22 protein-coding genes, 1 tRNA gene and 2 riboswitches are annotated in these 22,024 nt (G+C 35.1%); of the genes, 22 read left to right on the top strand and 1 reads right to left on the bottom strand.

Annotated features, from left to right (window positions below; all coding sequences use genetic code 11):
* Nucleotides 1-7 precede the first annotated feature (7 nt).
* The 10 genes from THEBR_RS08825 to THEBR_RS08785 all read left to right on the top strand — a co-directional run bounded on the left by THEBR_RS08825 (nt 8) and on the right by THEBR_RS08785 (nt 9,476).
* Complete coding sequence (locus tag THEBR_RS08825) at nt 8-871, top strand: sensor histidine kinase (RefSeq protein ID WP_012269573.1); 864 nt, start codon at nt 8-10, stop codon at nt 869-871.
* Nucleotides 864-1,448 carry an accessory gene regulator B family protein gene (locus THEBR_RS08820; protein ID WP_012269572.1) on the top strand — a complete coding sequence of 195 codons (585 nt, stop codon included), beginning with the start codon at nt 864-866 and terminating at the stop codon, nt 1,446-1,448. The genes THEBR_RS08825 and THEBR_RS08820 overlap by 8 nt, the downstream gene beginning before the upstream one ends.
* 251 nt (nt 1,449-1,699) lie before the next feature.
* Nucleotides 1,700-1,831: a cyclic lactone autoinducer peptide gene (locus THEBR_RS11870; protein WP_003866832.1), complete on the top strand. Its 132-nt coding sequence runs from the start codon at nt 1,700-1,702 to the stop codon at nt 1,829-1,831.
* Between the two features lie 391 nt (nt 1,832-2,222).
* On the top strand, nt 2,223-3,053 hold the full coding sequence (locus tag THEBR_RS08815) for an Asp23/Gls24 family envelope stress response protein (protein ID WP_009051725.1): 831 nt from the start codon (nt 2,223-2,225) through the stop codon (nt 3,051-3,053).
* 1 nt (nt 3,054) lies between these two features.
* Nucleotides 3,055-3,900 (top strand): sulfide/dihydroorotate dehydrogenase-like FAD/NAD-binding protein, encoded by an 846-nt coding sequence (locus THEBR_RS08810; RefSeq protein ID WP_012268607.1) that lies wholly within the window; start codon nt 3,055-3,057, stop codon nt 3,898-3,900.
* On the top strand, nt 3,890-5,281 hold the full coding sequence (gene gltA, locus THEBR_RS08805) for an NADPH-dependent glutamate synthase (RefSeq protein ID WP_012269571.1): 1,392 nt from the start codon (nt 3,890-3,892) through the stop codon (nt 5,279-5,281). The genes THEBR_RS08810 and gltA overlap by 11 nt, the downstream gene beginning before the upstream one ends.
* A gap of 316 nt (nt 5,282-5,597) precedes the next feature.
* The gene (locus THEBR_RS08800; protein ID WP_003866828.1) at nt 5,598-7,238 is read left to right on the top strand and encodes a glutamate synthase-related protein; all 1,641 of its coding nucleotides are present in this window, start codon (nt 5,598-5,600) and stop codon (nt 7,236-7,238) included.
* A gap of 223 nt (nt 7,239-7,461) precedes the next feature.
* Nucleotides 7,462-8,355: a DNA-3-methyladenine glycosylase family protein gene (locus THEBR_RS08795; RefSeq protein WP_009051722.1), complete on the top strand. Its 894-nt coding sequence runs from the start codon at nt 7,462-7,464 to the stop codon at nt 8,353-8,355.
* The gene (locus THEBR_RS08790; protein ID WP_012269570.1) at nt 8,356-9,051 is read left to right on the top strand and encodes a DUF554 domain-containing protein; all 696 of its coding nucleotides are present in this window, start codon (nt 8,356-8,358) and stop codon (nt 9,049-9,051) included.
* 11 nt (nt 9,052-9,062) lie between these two features.
* On the top strand, nt 9,063-9,476 hold the full coding sequence (locus THEBR_RS08785; protein ID WP_003866824.1) for a HutP family protein: 414 nt from the start codon (nt 9,063-9,065) through the stop codon (nt 9,474-9,476).
* A 300-nt stretch (nt 9,477-9,776) separates the two neighbouring features.
* Here the strand turns inward: THEBR_RS08785 and THEBR_RS08780 are convergent, their stop codons facing one another.
* On the bottom strand, nt 9,777-11,015 hold the full coding sequence (locus THEBR_RS08780) for a S8 family peptidase (protein ID WP_012269569.1): 1,239 nt from the start codon (nt 11,013-11,015) through the stop codon (nt 9,777-9,779).
* 312 nt (nt 11,016-11,327) lie between these two features.
* On the opposite strand from THEBR_RS08780, the gene THEBR_RS08775 reads away from it, so the two are divergent.
* The 12 genes from THEBR_RS08775 to purS all read left to right on the top strand — a co-directional run bounded on the left by THEBR_RS08775 (nt 11,328) and on the right by purS (nt 22,022).
* Nucleotides 11,328-11,510, top strand: a complete 183-nt coding sequence (locus THEBR_RS08775; protein ID WP_009051719.1) for a hypothetical protein — start codon at nt 11,328-11,330, stop codon at nt 11,508-11,510.
* 71 nt (nt 11,511-11,581) lie between these two features.
* Complete coding sequence (locus tag THEBR_RS08770) at nt 11,582-11,776, top strand: hypothetical protein (RefSeq protein ID WP_003866820.1); 195 nt, start codon at nt 11,582-11,584, stop codon at nt 11,774-11,776.
* A gap of 272 nt (nt 11,777-12,048) precedes the next feature.
* A complete protein-coding gene (locus THEBR_RS08765; protein ID WP_012269568.1) occupies nt 12,049-13,038 on the top strand; it encodes a hypothetical protein in 990 nt (329 codons plus the stop codon).
* 235 nt (nt 13,039-13,273) lie between these two features.
* Nucleotides 13,274-13,558: a co-chaperone GroES gene (gene groES, locus THEBR_RS08760; protein WP_003866817.1), complete on the top strand. Its 285-nt coding sequence runs from the start codon at nt 13,274-13,276 to the stop codon at nt 13,556-13,558.
* 14 nt (nt 13,559-13,572) lie between these two features.
* A complete protein-coding gene (gene groL / locus THEBR_RS08755; RefSeq protein WP_003866816.1) occupies nt 13,573-15,198 on the top strand; it encodes a chaperonin GroEL in 1,626 nt (541 codons plus the stop codon).
* Between the two features lie 92 nt (nt 15,199-15,290).
* Nucleotides 15,291-15,367 (top strand) — tRNA-Arg (locus THEBR_RS08750).
* 155 nt (nt 15,368-15,522) lie between these two features.
* Nucleotides 15,523-15,624, top strand: a riboswitch (purine riboswitch).
* Between the two features lie 136 nt (nt 15,625-15,760).
* Entirely contained in the window at nt 15,761-17,215 is a 1,455-nt protein-coding gene (gene guaB / locus THEBR_RS08745; protein WP_003866815.1) for an IMP dehydrogenase, read from the top strand.
* A 13-nt stretch (nt 17,216-17,228) separates the two neighbouring features.
* Nucleotides 17,229-18,767 (top strand): glutamine-hydrolyzing GMP synthase, encoded by a 1,539-nt coding sequence (gene guaA, locus THEBR_RS08740; RefSeq protein WP_003866814.1) that lies wholly within the window; start codon nt 17,229-17,231, stop codon nt 18,765-18,767.
* An 85-nt stretch (nt 18,768-18,852) separates the two neighbouring features.
* Nucleotides 18,853-18,954: riboswitch (purine riboswitch) on the top strand.
* 186 nt (nt 18,955-19,140) lie between these two features.
* Nucleotides 19,141-20,523, top strand: a complete 1,383-nt coding sequence (locus THEBR_RS08735; RefSeq protein WP_003866813.1) for an NCS2 family permease — start codon at nt 19,141-19,143, stop codon at nt 20,521-20,523.
* A gap of 60 nt (nt 20,524-20,583) precedes the next feature.
* On the top strand, nt 20,584-21,045 hold the full coding sequence (gene purE / locus THEBR_RS08730) for a 5-(carboxyamino)imidazole ribonucleotide mutase (RefSeq protein WP_003866812.1): 462 nt from the start codon (nt 20,584-20,586) through the stop codon (nt 21,043-21,045).
* A gap of 19 nt (nt 21,046-21,064) precedes the next feature.
* Nucleotides 21,065-21,772, top strand: a complete 708-nt coding sequence (purC, locus tag THEBR_RS08725) for a phosphoribosylaminoimidazolesuccinocarboxamide synthase (protein WP_003866811.1) — start codon at nt 21,065-21,067, stop codon at nt 21,770-21,772.
* Nucleotide 21,773: 1 nt separating this feature from the next.
* Nucleotides 21,774-22,022 carry a phosphoribosylformylglycinamidine synthase subunit PurS gene (gene purS / locus THEBR_RS08720; protein ID WP_003866810.1) on the top strand — a complete coding sequence of 83 codons (249 nt, stop codon included), beginning with the start codon at nt 21,774-21,776 and terminating at the stop codon, nt 22,020-22,022.
* Nucleotides 22,023-22,024 lie beyond the last annotated feature (2 nt).

Here is a 22,024-nt window from a genome sequence, read left to right as displayed (position 1 = left end):
AGGTTTTATGTTTAAGGATAGTTACAAAAATGCGATGATGATTTATGTAGTGCAAATGGTATTGATAGTAATACTGGTAAACAACAATTTTATGAAAAGTCTTGATGTATTTCAGCCCAAAAATCAAGAGTTGTTTAGGATTTTCATAGGAATTTTAATTTTTATATTGAATGGGTTTTCTATTTTTGTGTTAAGAGAGCTGTATGCTAAAAATAAAGAAGAACGCCAATTTTTGATAAATAGTATTAGATTTAAATACATAGAGGAGCAAAATCGCATCTATAGGCAAAATCACCATGATATTAAAAATCACTTGATAATTATTTCTGAATTAGTCAAGGAAAAAAGATATAGTGAACTGGAGAATTATTTGTCTTCATATATGGAAGAAATTGATAAAAATTTAGTGACAATAAACACAGGTGTAAATGAAATTGATATATTGCTTTATTCGAAAATAAGTAATGCTAAGAGTAAAGATATTGAAGTGGATTTTAAATGTGATACACAAATCCAGTGCAGCAAAAAACACGTGCTTAATTTAGTTTCGGTTTTAGGAAATTTAATAGACAATGCAATAGAGGCTTGTGATGAAATGGAAAAAGATAAATACATAATTATAGAGATGAAAGAAGACCCAATAGATTACATATTTCACATAAAGAATAGATATAATTTTCAAACAGATGTAAAACCATCCATCTTTTTTGAAGAAGGGTTTTCTACAAAAGAGGGTAGAGGCAGAGGAGAAGGATTGTATATTGTCAGAAATATAGTAGAAAAGTATAGCGGTGAAATAGAAGTACAAACCGATGGAGGTTATTTTGACGTTATTGTAGAAATTCCCAAATTTTCTTTGGAGGGTGATTAAAATTAATATCGAAAAGTTAGCTGAGAAGTTGACACAAAGACTGTTTAAAACTCAAAATTTGACGGATATTGAAATGGCAAAAATACAATATGGTATAAGCTTAATTTTAGGGGTAATAATTGAATTTACCTTAGTTTATGCTATTTCTTTAATATTGGGGTTTGGCTTTTACACTGTAGTAATAATGCTTTCAGCTCTTTTTTTGAGAATAAATACAGGAGGAGCTCATTGTTCAACTTATAATAGATGTGTAACTTTTACGGCAGTTTATTTCATACCTTTTGCTGCTTTAGCAAAGTTGATAGACACACATTTTCCTTTAACACTTAAAGTTTTTACAAGCCTATTGTTATATTTTATAGTTTTAGCGATAGTGAAGGATAATAAATTTTACAGGGTTATAATTCTGAGTTTAGTTGGTATAAATATTTTTTTATTTTTCGTCAATTCAATACTCTATATTAAAATATTGTTTTTAGTATCTATAGGTTTTACACTACAAGCTGTTATGAGGACTACATTAGGAGAAACTATAGTAAACATTGCAGATACGTTGTTTAAAAAAGCAGGGATATAAAAATTTTTTTATTTTTTCAGCCTTTTTATGTAAATCTAAGCAAAGAATATATTTTTATACAAAAAATTAATGGTTTTTAAAGGAATATATTGTATTTATTACATAAAAAAATGGGATTTTGCGTAAATATTTGGATATATTTAGGTGAAAAATGCATTTTCGTTCCCAAAAATGACACTTTCGTTCCGAAATCCACACAAAGCGTTTTAAATGTTGTATAATTAGATAAAGATGAGTGGGAGGTGAAGTGAATGAAAAAAATTAACCCACTATCACTATTAGGAACGCTGCTTACATTTATAGGCACATTGGGACTTGTAACTTCTGCTTGCATCGGCTGGTTTTATAAGCCGCAAGTTCCTGATGTTTTGTTGAAAAAGTAATACATCTCAAAGATCTTTTCTACCCTTCCCTCGTGGGTTTCAACATTTTCCTGAGTTTTTACATAGATTTAAATTGATTTTGTGCCGAGTTTTCGGCACTTTTTATTTTAGTATTTTAAGAAATTATTGGTATAATTTTTGCTTAAATAATAGAATTGATGAAAGAGATTTAAGGGGATAGTCTTGACTTTAAAATAGTAAGAAAGTTATAATAAGCTTTGTAGGGGTATAGGATAGGGGGGTATATATTGCTAATTTTTTCGATAACATGTTGAAGCAATACTATTTTTTGTGATTGAAAAATTTATATAAAACCGTATAATTAATATTGTAAAACAATTCAAAAGATTATTGGTTGGTTTTTATATTGCATTTTTAGGGGGTTACTCTGTTGAAGGTTTATTCTTTAGTTGGAGAAAGTGGGACGGGTAAAAGCCATCATGCTTCTTTTATTGCTGGCAAGTATGGCATTAGGTATATCATTGATGATGGAATTTTAATAAAAGGTAATAACATTATTGCGGGGGTTTCTGCCAAAAAAGAGGCTACAAAAATTGGAGCTATAAAAAGAGCATTATTTACTGATCCTACGCATGTAGAGGAAGTAAAAAAAGCTATTGAAGAGGCGAAACCGGATAAAATCCTCATAATAGGTACTTCTGATAAAATGGTGGATGCTATAGCCGAAAAATTGGGGCTTCCGCCAGTGAGTGTAAGGGTATATATTGAAGATGTAGTTTCCCCTAAACAGATTGAAATAGCGCGTGAAAAACGATTGTTGGAAGGAAAACATGTAATACCTGTTCCAACTTTTGAAGTTAAAAAGCAGTTCTCAGGCTATTTTTTAGACCCTCTCAGGATTTTTAGAAGAAATAAAGGTGGTTATTTTGAAAAGACAATAGTAAGGCCTAATTACAGCTACTTAGGAAAATACACTATTTCTGAAAGTGTTATAAATTCAATAGTGGCTTATGAACTTATTTTGTTTAGGGAGGTCTACAAAGTCAATAGAGTTTTGACGGAAAAAAGACCTGAAGGAATAATTTTAAAAATAGATGTTTCAATGAGGTATGGATGCCAAATTATACCTGTATTAAAAGAAGCTATGAAAAATATAAAAAAACAATTGGAGTATATGACGGCCTTAAATGTCCTACAAATGGACATTTATGTAAAAAATCTGCATATAGAAAAAACAAATATTGGAGAAAAGGGTGTGTGATATGTACAAAATCGTGAGAAAAGAGGTACTAAATCCTGTCGTCAAACTCATGGATATTGAAGCGCCAAGAGTTGCGAAGAGTGCAAAACCTGGTCAGTTTGTCATTATTAGAATTTATGATAAAGGGGAAAGGATTCCTCTTACTATTGCAGATTATGACCCGGAAAAGGGAACAGTTACAATTGTATTTCAAGAAGTTGGGAAATCGACGAAGTTATTGGGAACTCTCAATGCAGGAGATTATATTTTGGATTTTGTAGGGCCTTTAGGGAATTCTATGGAAGTTCCCAAAGATGCTAAAAAAATATTAGGTGTTGGCGGTGGTGTAGGTATACCTGCCCTTTATCCTAAATTAAAAGTGCTACATCAAGAAGGTTATAAAGTTGAAGCGATTCTTGGCGGTAGAAGTGAAGAATATGTAATTTTCAAGAAAGAAATGGAGGCTGTCTGTGACAAAGTATATTATGCTACAGACGATGGTACTCTAGGAAAAAAGGGCTTTGTGACAGATGTATTGAAAGAAGTATTGGAAAATGACAAAGAAATAGATTATATTATTACAGTTGGTCCTGTCATAATGATGAAAAATGTTTGCAAGATGACCAAAGAATACAATATACCAACTATAGTCAGTATGAACCCATTGATGGTAGATGGAACAGGGATGTGCGGCGCTTGTAGAATTGAGGTTGGCGGTGAGACAAAATTTGTATGTATGGATGGTCCAATTTTTGATGGACACCTTGTGAATTTTGACTTAGCCATGACAAGGCTTAATATGTTTAAACAACAAGAAAAACTATCATTAGAACTTTATGAACATGGAGGTGGTCACCATGGCCGTTAAAGATAGAGTTCCTATGAAAGAGCAAGATCCAAAAGAAAGGATAAAGAATTTTAATGAAGTAGCACTGGGTTATACAGAGGAGGAAGCAATTCTAGAGGCTTCCAGGTGTATTCAATGCCCGAAACCTACTTGTGTGGCCGGGTGCCCTGTCCATGTTAGAATACCAGAGTTTATAAAAGCAATTACGAAAAGAGAATTTGAAGAGGCTTATAAAATAATAAAGAGTACAAATAGTTTACCTGCCGTCTGTGGCAGAGTATGTCCGCAGGAAGAACAGTGTGAAAAGAATTGCGTATTAAATAAAATTGGCAAACCTATTGCTATTGGAAGATTAGAGAGATTTGTAGCTGATTATGCTCTTCAAAATAATATTGAAGAAGAAGTAAAGCCTGAGAAGAAAAATAAAAAAGTGGCTATAATAGGTGGAGGACCTGCAGGACTTACTTGTGCAGGAGACCTTCTAAAAATGGGCTATGATGTTACAATTTTTGAGGCTTTGCATGCTTTGGGTGGAGTTTTGACCTATGGGATTCCCGAATTTAGATTACCCAAGAGAATTGTGGAAGCAGAAATAGAAAGATTAAAGAAATTAGGTGCAAAAGTTGAGACTAACGTGGTTGTAGGAAGGACAGTTACAATTGACCAATTAATGGAGGAAGAAGGCTTTGAAGCAGTATTTGTTGGCACAGGTGCTGGACTTCCTAAGTTAATGGATATTTCGGGCAAGAATTTGAACGGCGTTTATTCTGCTAATGAATTTTTGACAAGAATAAATCTCATGAAGGCGTATAAATTCCCTGAATATGATACACCTATTGCAGTAGGTAAGAGAGTAGCTGTAATAGGTGGAGGAAACGTTGCAATGGATGCTGCTCGTTCTGCATTAAGGCTTGAAGGAGTAGAAGAGGTAATAGTAGTGTACAGGCGTTCAAAGGAAGAGATGCCAGCAAGGCTGGAAGAAATAGAGCATGCCATTGAAGAAGGGATAAAATTTGAGTTTTTAGCTAATCCAATAAGGATAAATGGAACAGAAGATGGATGGGTAAAAAGCATGGATGTAATAAGAATGGAATTAGGTGAGCCTGATAGCTCAGGAAGAAGGAGACCTATTGAAATACCGGGGTCTGAATTTACCATAGAAGTAGATACAGTGATTATGGCATTAGGCACAAGTCCTAATAATTTGATTCCTTCCACCACAAAGGATATTGATGTACAGAGGTGGGGTGGAATTATAGCCGATGAGACAGGTAAAACTTCAAAGCCTGGCGTTTTTGCTGGAGGAGATGCGGTAACTGGAGCTGCTACTGTAATACTTGCGATGGGAGCAGGTAAACAGGCGGCAAAAGCTATAGATGAATATTTGAGAAATAAAAAGTAATTAGTATAATATATCAAAAATATGAATTATTATGCAGAAAATATCTTGTAACATTTACAAATGATATAAGAAATGGTATAACAATTAGAATATTATGTAAAATATACCCATAAACGGGTATATTTTTTTAAAATGATTAAAAAAAATAGAAAACTTACAATAAAAAAACTTTCACAAAAGAAAAAAATGTGATAAAATGCATTTAAATGCATTATTATACGAACCTTTATTTAGAAATAACATTAAAACAACTTAATTTAGCGAAAAAATTAGATTTTAAAACTAATCACAAAATATTGAACAGGAGGTAATTGCAATGACCATATGGTCAAAATCAAATGATGTACTAGGAACAGTAAACAGAGGAAATCCAGCGGAATCCGGCTTGTGCACACTTTGCATGGCGGATTGCCAGGGAAAGTGCGAAACCTGGCTTTCTAGTCTTCTGGGCAGAAAAATGTTGTACCCTAGAGATTTTGGTATGGTAACAGCTGGAAGCAGCAACACAACGTCCATTGGCGTATCTTACAATTCATTGAGGATAATGGGATATAATTACGGTGCTTATGGGTTAGGTCAAAATATTTCCAATTCTTCTGATGACTGCATATTCCCAAATGTAAATATTGAAACTGAATTTGGTAGTGAAGAAAAAACAAAATCAAGAATTCCTATTATGACTGGTGCTCTCGGGTCGACTTTTATTGCAGCAAAGTACTGGGACCCATTAGCTATAGGTGCGGCTCTTGTAGGCTTTCCGATAGTAATAGGCGAAAATGTGGCAGGTATTGATAAGGAGGCAGTAATAGAAAATGGCAGAATTAAAAAGGCACCGGAACTAGACAGAAGAATAAATACTTATCTTCGTTATTTTGATGGATATGGTGCTATTATTGTCCAGGTGAATGTAGAAGACTTAAGGAACGGTGTGGCAGAATATGTTATTGAAAAGTACGCTGATAAGGTAATAATAGAGCTTAAATGGGGACAGGGTGCAAAAAGTATTGGTGGCGAAATTCAAGTTAAGGATATTGAATATGCTACTTTCTTAAAAAAGAGGGGTTACATTGTCGATCCTGATCCAGAAAAGCCTGAAATTGTTGAAGGATTTAAAAACGGTGCTGTAAAATCTTTTGCAAGGCACAGTAGACTCGGATATACTCATCTATCTTCCCCTGAAGAAGTGAGGGAAGAATTTATGAAAACCGTAGAGTATTTACGAAAAATCGGGTATAAAAAAATCACATTAAAAACCGGCTCTTATAGTATGGATAGTTTAGCTATGGCTATAAAATTTGCTACCGAAGCAAAACTTGATCTGCTCACAATCGATGGTTCAGGCGGCGGAACTGGCATGAGTCCGTGGAATATGATGCAGACATGGGGTGTACCGTCTATACTTCTGCATTCGAAAGCATATGAGTACGCATCAATCCTCGCAAATAAAGGGCAGAAAGTGGTTGATATGGCCTTTGCCGGTGGTTTTGCAAGAGAAGACCATGTTTTTAAAGCCCTTGCGCTGGGAGCACCATTTACAAAGTTAGTTTGCATGGGAAGAGCATTAATGATACCAGCCTTTGTAGGTTCGAATATAGAAGGGGTACTGCATCCGGAAAGGAAAGGCAAGGTAAATGGAAATTGGGACAGCTTGCCGCCGACGGTTTCTCAGCTTGGCCTCAAAGCAGAGGAAATTTTCGCAGGTTACTATGAGGTGAAAAAGAAAGTGGGAGAAAATGAAATGAAAAATATACCTTATGGAGCTATAGCCGTATGGACTTTAGCGGATAAATTGGCTGCAGGTTTGCAACAGCTGATGGCGGGAGCAAGAAAGTTTTCTCTCAAAGCAATTTCAAGAGAAGATATTGCTTCGGCCAACAGGGAAACTGAAAGGGAAACTGGGATACCATTTATCACAGATATAAGGAATGATGTTGCGAGAGATATTTTAAATTCTTAAAATAATAGGTCTCTCTATAGGGGCAGACTCTATTCTTTTTATGGTGTTTTTTTCTTCAATACTCTTACAATTATTTTCTAAGTGGTAAATATCTCTACACTTATTTGAGAAAAAAAGCCGATTTTCGGCTTTTTTTTGTACAGAAAAAATTATATAATAATAATTAACAGGATAGAGAAATATGATAGTTAGTAAGTAAATAAACTCAATGTGGGTGAGGAAGATGAAATATAGTGTGGAAGAAAAGGGGACAAAGGTAATTGTAAGGGGGATTGAAGACTTTAATCTTAAGGAGACTTTTGAATGCGGACAGTGTTTTAGATGGAATGAAGAAGAGGATGGGAGCTATACAGGAGTTGCTTACGATAGAGTCATAAACGTGAAATTGGAAGAAGACATGTTGATAATTGACAATACAGATTTAAATGACTTTTATGACATTTGGTTTGACTATTTTGATTTGGGAAGGGATTATAAGCAAATAAAAGAAAATCTTTCAAGAGATCCCATATTAAAAGAAGCAATTCAATATGGGCAAGGTATAAGGATTTTGCGCCAAGATACATGGGAAACTCTAGTCTCTTTTATAATCTCACAAAATAATAGAATACCCCAAATAAAAAAAGTTATAGAAAATCTTGCTAGTTCCTTTGGAGAGCCAATTGAGTACAAAGGAAAAATCTATTACACTTTTCCTAAAGCAGAAGAATTAGTTATGTTTGATGTTGAGACGATTGCCAAGACAAAATGCGGTTTTAGAGCGAAATATATACTGGACGCGGCTTCTAAAGTTTTTTCTGGAGAAATAGATCTTTTAAAATTGTTTGAATACAGCACTAATGACATAAGAGATATTCTTATGAATATAAACGGAGTGGGTCCTAAAGTTGCAGATTGTGTCATTTTGTATTCAATAGGGAGATATGACACTTTTCCTACAGATGTATGGATAAAAAGAATTGTTGAATATTTGTATTTAAAAAGAGAGGGAACCCCTTTGGAGATTCAACTATTTGCAATAGATAAATTTGGAGATTTGTCTGGTTTTGCGCAACAGTATTTATTCTATTATGGTAGGGAGATGGGGAAAAAAATCTTTAACGAAAGGAAGAAATAGATGCTAGGAACTATTGTAAATTCAATTGCAATAATTGTGGGTGGTACTATTGGTACCCTTCTTAAAGTAGGAATTCCAGAAAGGTTTAAAAATATAGTCATGCAGGGTGTCGCCTTAAGCGTTATGATAATAGGAATTTCTAGTGGCCTTCAATTTAATAATTTAATGGTAGTGATCGTGAGCCTTGTAATAGGTGGTATTATAGGAGAAGCCTTAAATATTGAAGAATATTTAAATAAGTTAGGAGATACATTTCAAAAAAAATTAAGTAAAGATAACAGTTCTACAATTAGCAAAGGTTTTGTGACAGCAAGTTTGGTATACTGCATTGGTGCTATGGCAATTGTAGGTGCTTTAAAAGATGGACTTTCTGGAGATCACAGTATACTATTTGCTAAATCTGTTCTAGATGGAATTTCCTCAATAATTTTTGCTTCCACTTTTGGATTAGGTGTTGTTTTTTCAGCTATTTCGGTATTTTTGTATCAAGGTTCTATTTCATTAGGTGCATCTTTTTTGCAAGGGCTTTTGACAAAACCAGTGATTGACGACATGACAGCTGTAGGAGGAGTATTGATATTTGCGATTTCTTTGAATATGTTAGAGATTAAGAATATAAAAGTAGGGAATTTATTACCGGCTATTTTTATACCCATTTTTTATCAGATTTTACTAAACATTATAAAAGGATTTTAGGCGGTGCGGATATGAAACTACTAAAAAGCATCGATGTAGCCAGAATTGCTGTAAAAATGGCCATGTCTACAAGAGAAGAGGAAGAAATACTAAAAAACAAATATTGGAAACAAGGAGTAAAAGTTGCAGCTGTTGACTATGGTGGAGAATACGTAAATTCTATATCTAAAATTATTGAAAGAGCGGTAGTAGCGGCTAAAAGAGAAGGAATTATAGAAGACACACACGCTGCAGAAGGAGCTGTAGCAGGAGCTGCGCATGAGGCTGCTATACAAGTCATGAACAAAGCTATGGGACTTAATGTAGGTGGAAAAATAGGCATTGCCTATGCTGATGAGCATCTTTGTGTTTGTGTGTTTTTTGCTGTAGGGATGCTAAACTTAAATGAAGTGGCAATTGGACTAGGACATAGGTCATTAAAATAAGGGGTTAACCTCTCATACTCAGACTGTTGACAAACTTTCGCAAAGGAGATATTTTGCATAAGGAGTGACTTGTTACAAAGCGGCAACAAAACTTAGCAAGACCGAGGGTGGAGGCAGGGCCGTAGCCACGGATGGCGGAGGCGGGCACTAAGACAAGGATGTCGAATGTGCCCGGTACCCTGCCGGAACCCGAAGGTCGAGTTTAGTTTTGTCGCTTTGGAACATCGGAGTGACGATGCAAAATATCTCCTTTGAATATTTTTAGCTTTATGAACAAACTGAAATGAGGGGTTAACCCCCTCATACTTTTTTTAACGCCTCTTCTATATTTATCATTCCACTGCCTTGTGTCCATAGACCTGCATCGTCAATTTTTATTGCTGTCGATTTTAAAATATTTTTTATTTGTACATTAGTCAAATTAGGATTTTTTTCAAGGAGTAGAGCTGCTGCTCCTGCTGCCATTGGAGTCGCCATAGAAGTCCCTGTTGCTGTTCTATATGCTTTATTTATCGTAACTTCATCTGCACCAAAAGGTACATTTTCTGAAGCAGTAGAGACTATTTTTACACCTGGTGCTACTATGTCTGGTTTGTATAGATAAGGCGAACCTCTTCCAGAAAATTGAGCTATTTCGTCATCACTTATGTCGGAGGTTCTTTTGTCATCTACTGCTCCTACAGTTATGGCATTTTTACTGGTGCCAGGGGAAGTTATTGTGTTGTAATTAGGACCTGAGTTTCCGGCTGCAACAGTTACTACTAATCCATTTCTCCAAAGAGTATCTACTCCTCTCACCAAAGGGTCTAAAAAAGCAGGAAGAGAAGGAGTTTCACCTATTGACAGAGAAACTACCCGTATATTGTATTTGTCTTTGTTGTCTAAAATCCATTGCATTCCTGCTAATATGTCAGAGGATAAACCTCTGCCATAGGCATCTAATACTTTTACTGCTACTATATTAGCTTCTGGGGCTACGCCTTTGTATTTGCCATTAGAAGCATATCCATTTCCAGCAGCGTCACCAGCTACATGAGTGCCGTGGCCATTGTCATCGTAAGGTTGTTTTTTTCCATTTACTACATCGTGAAATGCCACTATGCGGTTTTTAGGCTTGGTAAAGTCAGGGTGAGGATATATTCCAGTGTCTAAAAAGGCAATTGTTACTCCCTTACCGGTGTAGCCTAAATCGTTCGCATTTCGAGAGGCGATTTCTTGAGTGGCAATATAAAGCTGCAGCTTAACAGCGGAGTCTTCTGCTATAAAATGAATTCCTTTTAATGTAGCGAAATTTTTCAATTTATCACAAGGTAAATTTACTGACCAGGCTTTTATGATTGGTAGTTCAAATTTTATACTTCCTCCCATTTTTTCGATTTTTTCTTTTAAAATGTCATAAGATAAATGGGAATACAAAATTACAGGAACACATTCACTTCTTAAATATAATGCTTTTTTTAAAAGCCTTTTATCGATTTTATTTGATACATAAATTTCCTTTGCTATTTTAGAAAAAGCAAACATTGGAATAAGATTCATTAGCGTACCTCCTTTCATGCTATTAACACAATATGTGAAATATAAAAATTTGTTAGTGGAAATTTAAAAAGTGTCACCGTATGAAGTTATATCATATTATGTAGTAGGTCTTTAAAGACCCACATAGAAAAGGATGAGACTTGAAAGGAGGAAAATTATTTATGCCAGTAGATAAAAGTGGAGCAGGATATGGATGTGGATGGTTTTGGATTATAATCATCATACTATTGATCTTGTTGTTTGTCCCAGGGATTATTGTTGAAGAACCAAAAGCTTGATTAGGTATTGAAAATTGTTTAAAGGGGGATCAATATGGCAGGAACAAGTTCAGTTTTTGGGCAAAGCAATTTGCTGTTTTTCTTCTTGATACTTGTATTAGCGCTTGGTGGAAGCCAGCTTAATGTATGGTCTTTAGAGACATTGTTGTTCTTCTTTATACTCCTTGTAATAATAATGGACGGCGGTTTTGATTGGTTCTTCAATGAACTCAAGTAATTTTGAATGGCTCTATCCTGCGATAGAGCCATTTTTATTTGATAAATTTGATATGTGTGGAGTGATAATATATGTCTTTTTCTGGAGATACTCTGTTGTTCTTTTTTGTAATTTTAACTTTGCTGCTGGATGTAAGATTTGAGCTTGAAAGTCTACTGTTTTTCTTTTTAATACTTGTAATTTTACAGGAAGAAAAACCGCGAAAAAAAGCAAAGCGATTTTTGTGGTCATTAACAGGTATTAATCTTGGTAACACAAATTCTTAAAATTACGTATTATATATTAGCTAAAGATGAAAAATTTATTTCCCTATTATTTACCTATCTGAAGGGAGGTAGTATTTATGCCCGAAGAAAAAGGAATAGGATTTGTTGGAGGTTGGTTTTGGATTTTTATAATAATAATTTTAATACTTCTATTTGTTCCAGGAATAATTATTTGGGAAAAAAATTAGACAAAAATAAGGGGCAGTCTATAATAATAGACTAGCCCCTTACATATATTAGTAAGAGATTATTAAAAATAGGGGGAATTTGTTTTGCAAAAGGAGATTTTATTAAAAATACTCGCTGTAGAACTTTTGATAGTAGCTTTTGTGAGATTTCAAGTGATGGGTATAGAAAAAGAAAAAAATGAGACTACACTTTCTACAGGTACTGATGATAAAAACAAGTTATCGCCACCACAAGAAGACAAAAAGTCGACAATTGATTTGTATGAAGTGGTAACAAAAGGCAAAGATTTTGTAGGAAGCCTAAAACCCTATTTAAGCAAAAGAGACCAGTATTATGTAGATATTTTTTCTAAAATGGCAGAAATAATTGAGATACAAAAAAATTTAGTGAATCTTTCGGAAGAAGAAATTGAAGCATTAGACAAAGTTGAGGTAGACAAAATAGGGATTTTAAAAGCAATAAAACCTTACATAGCAGAAGACAAGAAAATTGTAATAGATAAATTTTTGAAATTCTTTGAGGCGTTAAAAAATTTACAACAAAAACTAGAAAAATACACAAAAGAAGGGGATAAAAATAACATTTTTGATAAAATAGTAGATATTTATGAGGCTATACGGCCTATAATACCGGAAGAAAAAATAGAAGAAACTGATAAAATTGCAAAGAATATAAAATTATTGGAAGTATTAAATAAAGCAGAAGGAATTATGAATAGTATGAAAGAGGAGAAAAAACAATCTCAACAAGCGACCAGAGATTTTCATGAAGAAAGAATAGCAGAAGAGAAAGAAGAAAAAAACGAAGAAATAAAAGAAATAGAAGTTGAAGAAAAAGAGGAAGAAAGTGATGAAAAAGAAACACAACAGCAATTGCCAAAGGGAGAAAAGAATTTATTGCCTCAAGGCTTGTCTGATCAGCAGTTAAAAGTTTTGGACAATTTAAAATCTATGCTGACAAAGGAGCAACAGCAATACATGTATAACATGATAAATTACCTGAAACAACAGGGTTTGGTCAATTTGTCTAATAAAGAAAAAGAAGAAGAAAGTGATTTTGAAAAAGGGGAATAAATATTTCCCTGTATTTTTTTTATTTTTAAATACAAATTACAGAAACGTAGTCTAAATCAATAAATAATGGCATAAAATCAAAATATTTGGGTAAAATCATAGATAATCAGACTATACGGCCTAAAATAGGCTATAATAAAGTTTGATATGTTTTACCACTTAAATTAATATAGAGATTAGGATTAGCACTCACATAAGTTGAGTGCTAATAAATGAAGAAGGAGGGATAAAGTATATGAGATTAAAACCACTCGGAGACAGAGTTGTGGTCAAAGTAATCCAGGCAGAAGAAGTTACAAAAGGTGGGGTTATTTTACCAGGTACAGCAAAAGAAAAGCCACAACAAGGTGAAGTTGTCGCAGTAGGAACAGGACAATACATAGACGGCAAAAAGGTAGAATTAGAAGTAAAAGTCGGTGACAGAGTAATCTTCTCCAAATATGCTGGGACAGAAGTTAAGTTAGATGGTGAAGAATATCTACTTTTAAGAGAAAGCGATATTCTAGCAATTATAGAATAAGGAGGTAGTTGAAAATGGCAAAACAAATCAAATATGGAGAGGAAGCAAGAAGAGCATTAGAAAGAGGAGTTAATGCAGTTGCGGATACTGTAAAAGTTACATTAGGGCCAAGGGGTCGTAATGTAGTATTGGACAAAAAATATGGTTCACCTACGGTTACAAATGACGGTGTTACTATTGCAAGAGAGATTGAATTAGAGGATCCATTTGAAAATCAAGGCGCACAACTTTTGAAGGAAGTAGCTACAAAAACTAATGATGTCGCAGGTGATGGTACAACGACTGCAACGCTTTTAGCTCAAGCAATGGTTCGTGAGGGACTCAAAAACCTCGCAGCAGGAGCTAACCCAATGCTTTTAAGAAGAGGTATTGCGAAGGCTGTAGATGCTGCAGTTGAGGGGTTAAAGAGGATATCTAAACCTATTGATAATAAAGAATCAATTGCCCATGTTGCTTCTATCTCTGCTGCTGATGAAGAAATAGGTAATCTCATTGCAGAAGCAATGGACAAAGTAGGTAAAGATGGAGTTATAACGGTTGAAGAATCAAAGACTTTAGGTACAACCCTTGAGGTTGTTGAAGGAATGCAATTTGACAGAGGATATATTTCTCCATACATGGTAACTGATGCTGAAAAAATGGAAGCAGTATTAGAGGAGCCTGTTATACTCATAACAGATAAGAAACTTTCAAATATCCAAGACTTGTTGCCACTCTTGGAGCAAGTAGTGCAACACGGTAAGAAACTTCTTATCATAGCTGATGATGTAGAAGGAGAAGCATTGGCAACATTAGTTGTTAACAAATTAAGAGGTACATTTACGTGTGTAGCAGTAAAAGCTCCTGGCTTTGGTGACAGAAGAAAAGAAATGTTACAAGATATAGCAATACTGACAGGTGGTCAAGTAATTTCAGAAGAGTTAGGTTATGACTTAAAAGATGTGAGATTAGATATGCTTGGCCGCGCAAGACAAGTAAAAGTTACAAAAGAGAATACCACAATTGTAGGCGGAGCAGGCGATGCTGCAGAAATTAAGAAGAGAGTAAATCAAATTAAGGCTCAAATTGAGGAAACTACCTCTGATTATGATAGAGAAAAATTACAAGAAAGACTGGCAAAATTGGCCGGTGGCGTAGCTGTCATTCAAGCTGGTGCTGCAACTGAGACAGAGCTTAAAGAAAAGAAACACAGAATTGAAGACGCATTGGCGGCTACAAAAGCAGCAGTGGAGGAAGGTATAGTACCTGGTGGCGGTATTGCACTTCTCAATGTAATAGAAGATGTGCAAAAAGTAGTTGATTCCTTAGATGGCGACTTCAAGACAGGTGCGAAGATAGTTTTAAGAGCATTAGAAGAACCCGTAAGACAAATTGCAGCAAATGCTGGTGTTGACGGTTCTGTAATAGTAGAAAAAATAAAAGCTGCTAAAGATCCAAACTTCGGATATGATGCTTACAAGGAAGAATTTACAGACATGTTCAAAGCAGGTATCGTAGACCCAACAAAGGTTACAAGGACAGCTTTGCAAAATGCTGCATCAATTGCTTCAATGATACTTACGACAGAAGCAGTAGTGGTAGATGTACCAGAGAAGAATACAGCAATGCCTAATCCAGGAGCAGGAATGGATATGATGTGATAAAAAGGGCTGAGCGAAAGCTTAGCCCTTTTTAAGTTTTGGCCTTGACAGCTTTTAAATTGTCTGATAAAATACTCATGTAACATTTTTAGGCGCCCGTAGCTCAGCAGGATAGAGCAGCAGTTTCCTAAACTGCGTGCCGGAGGTTCGAGTCCTCTCGGGCGCACCATTGCCATAGAAATTAGTAATAGGCAGGATTCTGACTATTTTATAGTTGGAATCCTTTTTTACTTTATATGAAAGATTAGTTTTTGCAGTTTTTGTACTGTTGACATAGACATGTAAATTTGATATATTGAATAATAACTTATTCATTAACAAGTTAATAGTTTTATTAGAGGAACTCATATAATCCCGTGAATATGGCACGGGAGTTTCTACAAAGCAGCCGTAAACTGCTTTACTATGGGTGGAATTTGTTGTTGCCTTTTTGGCCTGAGGAAATTCTGCCCTCAGGCTTTTAATTTATAAAGGACTATAAGTTAATTGTGTAAATTGTATGACGTTCAAAAAGATTTTGCTAATAATATGTTATAATAAAACTAAAAAGGGAGATGTAAGTATGGAGGAAAAGTTTGTTAAAGAAGGTTTAACTTTTGACGATGTTCTTTTAATTCCTGCTAAATCCGATGTGCTTCCTAAGGATGTAGATTTAAAGACAAAGCTTACTAAAAAAATTACTTTAAACATTCCTTTAATGAGTGCTGGAATGGACACTGTTACAGAATCCAAACTTGCGATTGCTATAGCAAGGGAAGGCGGCATAGGTGTAATTCACAAAAACATGTCTATTGAAAGACAAGCTTTAGAAGTTGACAAAGTCAAAAGGTCAGAGCATGGTGTCATAACGGACCCTTTCTCTCTTACTCCTGACCATACTATTAAAGATGCAGCTGAACTTATGGCAAGGTATAAAATATCTGGAGTACCTATCACTGTTGATTCGAAACTTGTAGGAATAATCACTAATCGCGATATAAGATTTGAAGATGATTTGGATAAACCTATAAGAGAAGTTATGACAAAAGACAATTTGGTAACTGCTCCTCCTGGAACCACTTTAGAGGAAGCAAGACAGATACTAAAAAAACATAAAATAGAAAAATTGCCGTTAGTAGATGAAAACAACGTTTTAAAAGGGCTCATAACCATAAAAGATATAGAAAAAGCAGTTGAGTTTCCTAATGCGGCAAAGGACAGCAAGGGAAGACTTTTAGTGGCTGCTGCTGTCGGTGTTGGGAAAGACATGATGGATAGAGTCAAAGCATTAGTAGAAGCAGGTGTAGACGCTATCGTGATAGATACAGCTCACGGTCATTCTAAAGGAGTTTTGGAGGCTGTCTCTAAGATAAAAGAAAAATATCCAGACCTGCAGCTGATAGCAGGAAATGTAGCTACGGCTGAAGCCACAAGAGACTTAATAGAGAGAGGGGCAGATTGTGTAAAAGTTGGTATTGGCCCAGGGTCAATCTGTACTACGAGAGTGATCGCTGGAGTAGGAGTTCCTCAAATTACTGCTATTTACGATTGTGCTCAAGAAGCGGACAAGTATGGGATACCTATAATTGCAGATGGAGGGATTAAGTATTCGGGGGACATCGTAAAAGCCATTGCGGCGGGAGCTTCTGTAGTTATGCTGGGAAGCCTTTTTGCAGGAACAGAAGAAAGTCCCGGAGAAATAGAGATATATCAAGGAAGAAGCTATAAGGTCTATAGAGGCATGGGTTCTTTAGGAGCAATGAAAGAAGGAAGCTCAGATAGGTATTTCCAAGAAGATGTCACAAAGTTTGTACCAGAAGGGGTAGAAGGAAGGGTACCTTATAAAGGACCTTTAAAAGAGACAGTGTATCAATTAGTTGGTGGTTTAAGAGCAGGAATGGGATATTGTGGTGTTCGCAATATTGAAGAACTTAGGACAAAAACAAAATTTATAAAAATAACGCAGGCAGGATTAACTGAAAGTCATCCTCATGATATAATTATTACAAAGGAAGCTCCTAATTATAATTTGAGATAAGAGGAGGATTTTAATGGGGATTAAACGGGAAGTAGTGTTAGTTTTAGACTTTGGAGGCCAATACACACAATTAATTGCGAGAAGAATAAGAGAAGCAAATGTCTTTTGCGAGATTGTTCCTTACAATATTTCTCCAGAGGAGATACGAAAAAAAGAGCCAAAGGGAATTGTGCTTTCTGGAGGACCTGCCAGTGTATATGCAAAAAATGCTCCTAAATGCGATAAGGAAATTTTTGAGTTAGGCTATCCTGTATTAGGTATATGTTATGGTGCACAACTTATGACAGAGCTTTTAGGCGGAAAAGTTGCGCCAGCACCTGTGAAGGAATATGGCAAGACAGAAATTGTCTTAAATAATACTATTCCTTTGTTTAAAGGGATAGAAAGAGACACTGTTGTTTGGATGAGCCATACTGACCACATAGAACTTCCTCCTCCAGATTTTAAGGTAGTAGCCTCTACTGACAATTGTCCTATCGCAGCGATTGCGAATGTAGAAAAGAAATTGTATGCGGTTCAATTCCATCCTGAAGTTTCACACACTCATAGAGGAACAGAGATTATAAGAAATTTCCTTTTTGAAGTATGTGATTGCGCGGCAGATTGGACAATGGATTCTTTGATTGAGCAGACAGTAAAGGAAATAAAAGCGAAAGTAGGAAAACACAAAGCTGTATGTGCTCTGTCTGGTGGTGTAGATTCTTCAGTGGCTGCTGTTTTAGTAGACAGAGCCATTCACGACCAATTGGTGTGCATTTTTGTTGATACAGGGCTTTTAAGGAAAAACGAAGGAGATATGGTTATTGAAACTTTTAGAAAAAATTATGACATGAACATAATCCGGGTAGATGCAAAGGATAGATTTTTGTCACGACTTAAGGGAGTTACGGATCCAGAAGAAAAGAGAAAAATTATTGGTAATGTTTTTATAGAAGTTTTTAAAGAAGAAGCTTTAAAGATAGGAGATGTGAAATTTTTGGTGCAGGGTACTTTGTATCCTGATGTAATAGAAAGTGGCAATGGCGTGTCTTCTACTATTAAAAGTCACCACAATGTTGGAGGTTTGCCTGAAGATATAGGTTTTGAACTTATTGAACCTTTGAGGATGCTTTTTAAAGACGAAGTAAGGCAAGTAGGTAAAGAATTAGGAATCCCTGAGGAAATATTGTATAGGCAGCCTTTCCCTGGACCAGGCCTTGCAGTCAGAATTCTTGGAGAAGTTACAGAAGAAAAGTTAGAAATTTTGAGACAAGCTGACAGCATAGTTCTAAGAGAGATGAAAAAATTTGGATGGTATAATAAAGTGTGGCAGTCATTTGCTGTATTGCCTGGAATAAAGAGCGTTGGTGTTATGGGTGATGAAAGGACATACGCTTATGCGATAATTTTGAGGGTAGTAGATAGCTACGACGGGATGACGGCGGATTGGACAAAGCTTCCTTATGAAATTTTAGAAAGTATATCTACTAGCATTACTAATGAAGTTCCAGGAGTAAATCGAGTGCTTTACGACATTACTTCTAAACCTCCTGCTACCATAGAATGGGAATAAAAATCCGAACATTAATTTAGTTTTTTATAAAAAAATTCGCAAATAAGGTTGACTAATATTAAAAAAGTTGATAAGATATAAGTGTGACAATTGAATAAAAAGCACTCATATAATCTCGAGAATATGGCTCGAGAGTCTCTACCGAACAACCGTAAATTGTTCGACTATGAGTGAAAGTGTACCTAGGGTTCCAGCCTATTTATAGGTGTTCGGACCGAGCGGTACAGGTATATTTTATATACCACACCTTAGGGACAAAAGCCCGGGAGGATAGGTTTCACTCGTGTTTAATTTGTGAAATCTATTCTTTGCGGGCTTATTTGTTTTAAATTCTTGTAGAAGTTGCAAAATAATATAGAACAGGAGGATTATGATGGAAAAGGTGAGTAAAGTGAGGAACAAAAATTCTTTAGAAAATCTAGCAAATAGGATATGGAGATTAGAAAACTATAATACCAATGTAAAAACAGAGATATTAGCTGGGATTACCACATTTATAACAATGGCTTATATTATGTTTGTGAATCCCATTATACTAAAAGAAGCAGGGATGGACGCAGGAGCGGTATTTGTAGCTACTTGTCTTTCAGCAGCTATTGGAACTTTCATGATGGCTTTTTATGCTAATTACCCATTTGCACAGGCTCCAGGTATGGGACTTAACGCTTTTTTTACCTATACTGTTGTTTTGACAATGGGTTATACCTGGCAACAGGCTTTGGCTGCAGTTTTCTTTTCAGGAATTATATTTATTTTGATTACTTTGTTTGGAATACGGGAAATGATTGTTGATGCTATACCTATGTCTTTAAAATATGCAGTAAGTGGAGGAATAGGTTTATTTATAGCTTTTATTGGACTTAAAAATGCTGGTATAATCGTGGCAAATCAAGCAACTTACATTGGATTTGGTGATTTGACTAATCCTGGGACACTTCTTGCCATTGCGGGTCTTTTTATAACAGCCATATTAATGTCGAGAAATATCAAAGGATCTATACTTCTTGGAATATTAATTACTACAGTATTGGGACTTTTTACTGGAATAGTGAAATTACCTTCTGATTTTAGTGTAATTAAAATGCCACCAAGTCTTGCACCAACATTTCTTAAACTTGATATAAAAGGGCTTTTGGGAATTGGTGAGAATATTGGCTTTATTTCTTTAGTTACAAGTGTGCTATATGTAGTGTTGTCGTTTGCTTTTGTAGATTTATTTGATACCATAGGGACCTTTATAGGAACAGGATCAAAAGCAGGAATGTTAGATGAAAATGGCAAAATGCCTAATATGAAAAAAGGACTAATGTCGGATGCTATTGCCACCACGATAGGGTCACTTTTAGGAACTTCTACTGTGACTACTTACGTTGAGAGTGCTGCAGGTATTGCAGAAGGTGGTAGAACGGGACTTACTGCTTTTGTGACAGGTATTTTGTTCTTGGTAGCATTGTTTTTCTCACCAATAGCTTTACTTGTTCCTACAGAGGCAACTGCTCCTGCTCTTATTATTGTTGGAGTTTTGATGATGGGTTCTATTAAGAAGATAAATTTTGAAGATTTTACAGAGGCTATGCCAGCTTTTCTTACTATAATTGCTATGCCTTTCACTTTTAGCATTGCCAATGGTATTGCTGCAGGTCTTATTGCATATCCTATTGTAAAAATTGCTTCAGGAAAAGCAAAAGAAATTCATCCAATGGTTTATTTTCTTGCAATTTTATTCATATTGAGATTTATAACTTTATCAGAGTGAAAATAAGACCCCAATTAGTACTTATCTAATTGGGGTCTTAAAAGAAAAGGGGGTATAAAAATGCCTAAGGTGGCTATAGTTGTTGGAAGTAAATCTGATTTGCCTGTAGTTGAAAGATGTACAAAAATTCTTGAAGAACTTGAAATTCCCTATGATGTTAAAGTGCTGTCTGCCCATAGAACTCCCTTTGAGACACAAGAGTTTGCTGTGAATGCAGATAAATATTATGATATAATCATTGCAGGTGCTGGAAAAGCTGCTCATCTGCCTGGTGTTATTGCTTCTTATACACTCTTGCCTGTTATTGGCCTTCCAATAAAGTCTTCTATTTTAGATGGTCTTGACTCCCTTTTATCAATTGTTCAAATGCCCAAAGGTGTGCCTGTTGCAACAGTAGCCATAGATGGAGCAGAAAATGCAGCACTTTTAGCTTGTCATATTCTCTCTTTGAAATATACTTATTTAAAGAAGACCTTAGCTGATTATAGGGAGAAAATGGCTGAAGAAGTGTTAAACAATTAAGAGATTGGAGGAGATAAATATGGAAAAAAGAGAATTGCTTTATGAAGGAAAAGCCAAAAAAGTTTATAAGACAGATGAAGAGAATTTGTATATCATCGAATACAAAGATGATGCAACTGCTTTTAATGGCTTAAAGAAAGGCACAATTGCCGAAAAAGGTATAGTAAATAACAAAGTTTCTGCAATTTTATTTGCATTATTAGATAAAAATAATGTACCCACTCATTATGTGAAAAGACTTAGTGATAGAGAAATGTTGGTTAAAAAAGTTGAGATTTTTCCTTTAGAAGTTATCGTGAGAAATTACGCAGCAGGAAGTATTTGTAAAAGATTAGGCCTTGAAGAAGGACTAAAGTTTAAAACGCCTGTGTTAGAATTCTCCTATAAAAATGACGAATTGAAAGACCCAATGATTAATGAATATCACATACAAGCTCTCGAATTAGCCACCAAAGAAGAGATTGAAATTATGACAGGAATGACGTTTAAAGTCAACGAAATTTTGTCAGAATATTTTTTATCTAAAGACATTATTTTGGTAGATTTTAAATTAGAATTTGGGAAAAGTAGTGAAGGAATATTATTAGCTGATGAAATTTCTCCTGATACTTGCAGATTTTGGGACAAAAACACTATGGAAAAACTTGATAAAGATAGATTTAGAAAAGATTTGGGCAAAGTAGAAGAAGCATATTTAGAAATTTTAAAAAGACTTGGAGGTATGTAAAGTGCTAATTGCAAAAGTCTATATAACTTTAAAAAAAGGAATACTTGACCCACAAGGAAAAGCAGTAAAGGGAGCTTTGTACTCATTAGGATACGAAGAAGTAAAAGAGGTACGGGTTGGGAAATATATAGAATTAACTTTTGAGGATGGCGATTTATCCCTCCTAAAGGACAAAGTAGATGAGATGTGCAAAAGGATACTGACAAACCCAATTATTGAAGATTACACCTTTGAAATTGTGGAGGGATAAAG

This window comes from Thermoanaerobacter brockii subsp. finnii Ako-1 (genome assembly GCF_000175295.2).
Classification (GTDB): Bacteria; Bacillota; Thermoanaerobacteria; order Thermoanaerobacterales; family Thermoanaerobacteraceae; genus Thermoanaerobacter; species Thermoanaerobacter pseudethanolicus.
The sequence above is the reverse complement of the archived record's forward strand: the minus strand, read 5'-3'. Positions and strand labels throughout refer to the sequence as shown.

Coding starts and splice junctions, on each gene's coding strand:
- THEBR_RS08825 (WP_012269573.1), top strand. CDS start 8: ATGTTTAAGGATAGTTACAAAAATGCGATGATGATTTATGTAGTGCAA.
- THEBR_RS11870 (WP_003866832.1), top strand. CDS start 1,700: ATGAAAAAAATTAACCCACTATCACTATTAGGAACGCTGCTTACATTT.
- THEBR_RS08810 (WP_012268607.1), top strand. CDS start 3,055: ATGTACAAAATCGTGAGAAAAGAGGTACTAAATCCTGTCGTCAAACTC.
- gltA (WP_012269571.1), top strand. CDS start 3,890: ATGGCCGTTAAAGATAGAGTTCCTATGAAAGAGCAAGATCCAAAAGAA.
- THEBR_RS08800 (WP_003866828.1), top strand. CDS start 5,598: ATGACCATATGGTCAAAATCAAATGATGTACTAGGAACAGTAAACAGA.
- THEBR_RS08795 (WP_009051722.1), top strand. CDS start 7,462: ATGAAATATAGTGTGGAAGAAAAGGGGACAAAGGTAATTGTAAGGGGG.
- THEBR_RS08790 (WP_012269570.1), top strand. CDS start 8,356: ATGCTAGGAACTATTGTAAATTCAATTGCAATAATTGTGGGTGGTACT.
- THEBR_RS08785 (WP_003866824.1), top strand. CDS start 9,063: ATGAAACTACTAAAAAGCATCGATGTAGCCAGAATTGCTGTAAAAATG.
- THEBR_RS08780 (WP_012269569.1), bottom strand. CDS start 11,015: ATGAATCTTATTCCAATGTTTGCTTTTTCTAAAATAGCAAAGGAAATT.
- THEBR_RS08775 (WP_009051719.1), top strand. CDS start 11,328: ATGGCAGGAACAAGTTCAGTTTTTGGGCAAAGCAATTTGCTGTTTTTC.
- THEBR_RS08770 (WP_003866820.1), top strand. CDS start 11,582: ATGTCTTTTTCTGGAGATACTCTGTTGTTCTTTTTTGTAATTTTAACT.
- groES (WP_003866817.1), top strand. CDS start 13,274: ATGAGATTAAAACCACTCGGAGACAGAGTTGTGGTCAAAGTAATCCAG.
- groL (WP_003866816.1), top strand. CDS start 13,573: ATGGCAAAACAAATCAAATATGGAGAGGAAGCAAGAAGAGCATTAGAA.
- guaB (WP_003866815.1), top strand. CDS start 15,761: ATGGAGGAAAAGTTTGTTAAAGAAGGTTTAACTTTTGACGATGTTCTT.
- guaA (WP_003866814.1), top strand. CDS start 17,229: ATGGGGATTAAACGGGAAGTAGTGTTAGTTTTAGACTTTGGAGGCCAA.
- THEBR_RS08735 (WP_003866813.1), top strand. CDS start 19,141: ATGGAAAAGGTGAGTAAAGTGAGGAACAAAAATTCTTTAGAAAATCTA.
- purE (WP_003866812.1), top strand. CDS start 20,584: ATGCCTAAGGTGGCTATAGTTGTTGGAAGTAAATCTGATTTGCCTGTA.
- purC (WP_003866811.1), top strand. CDS start 21,065: ATGGAAAAAAGAGAATTGCTTTATGAAGGAAAAGCCAAAAAAGTTTAT.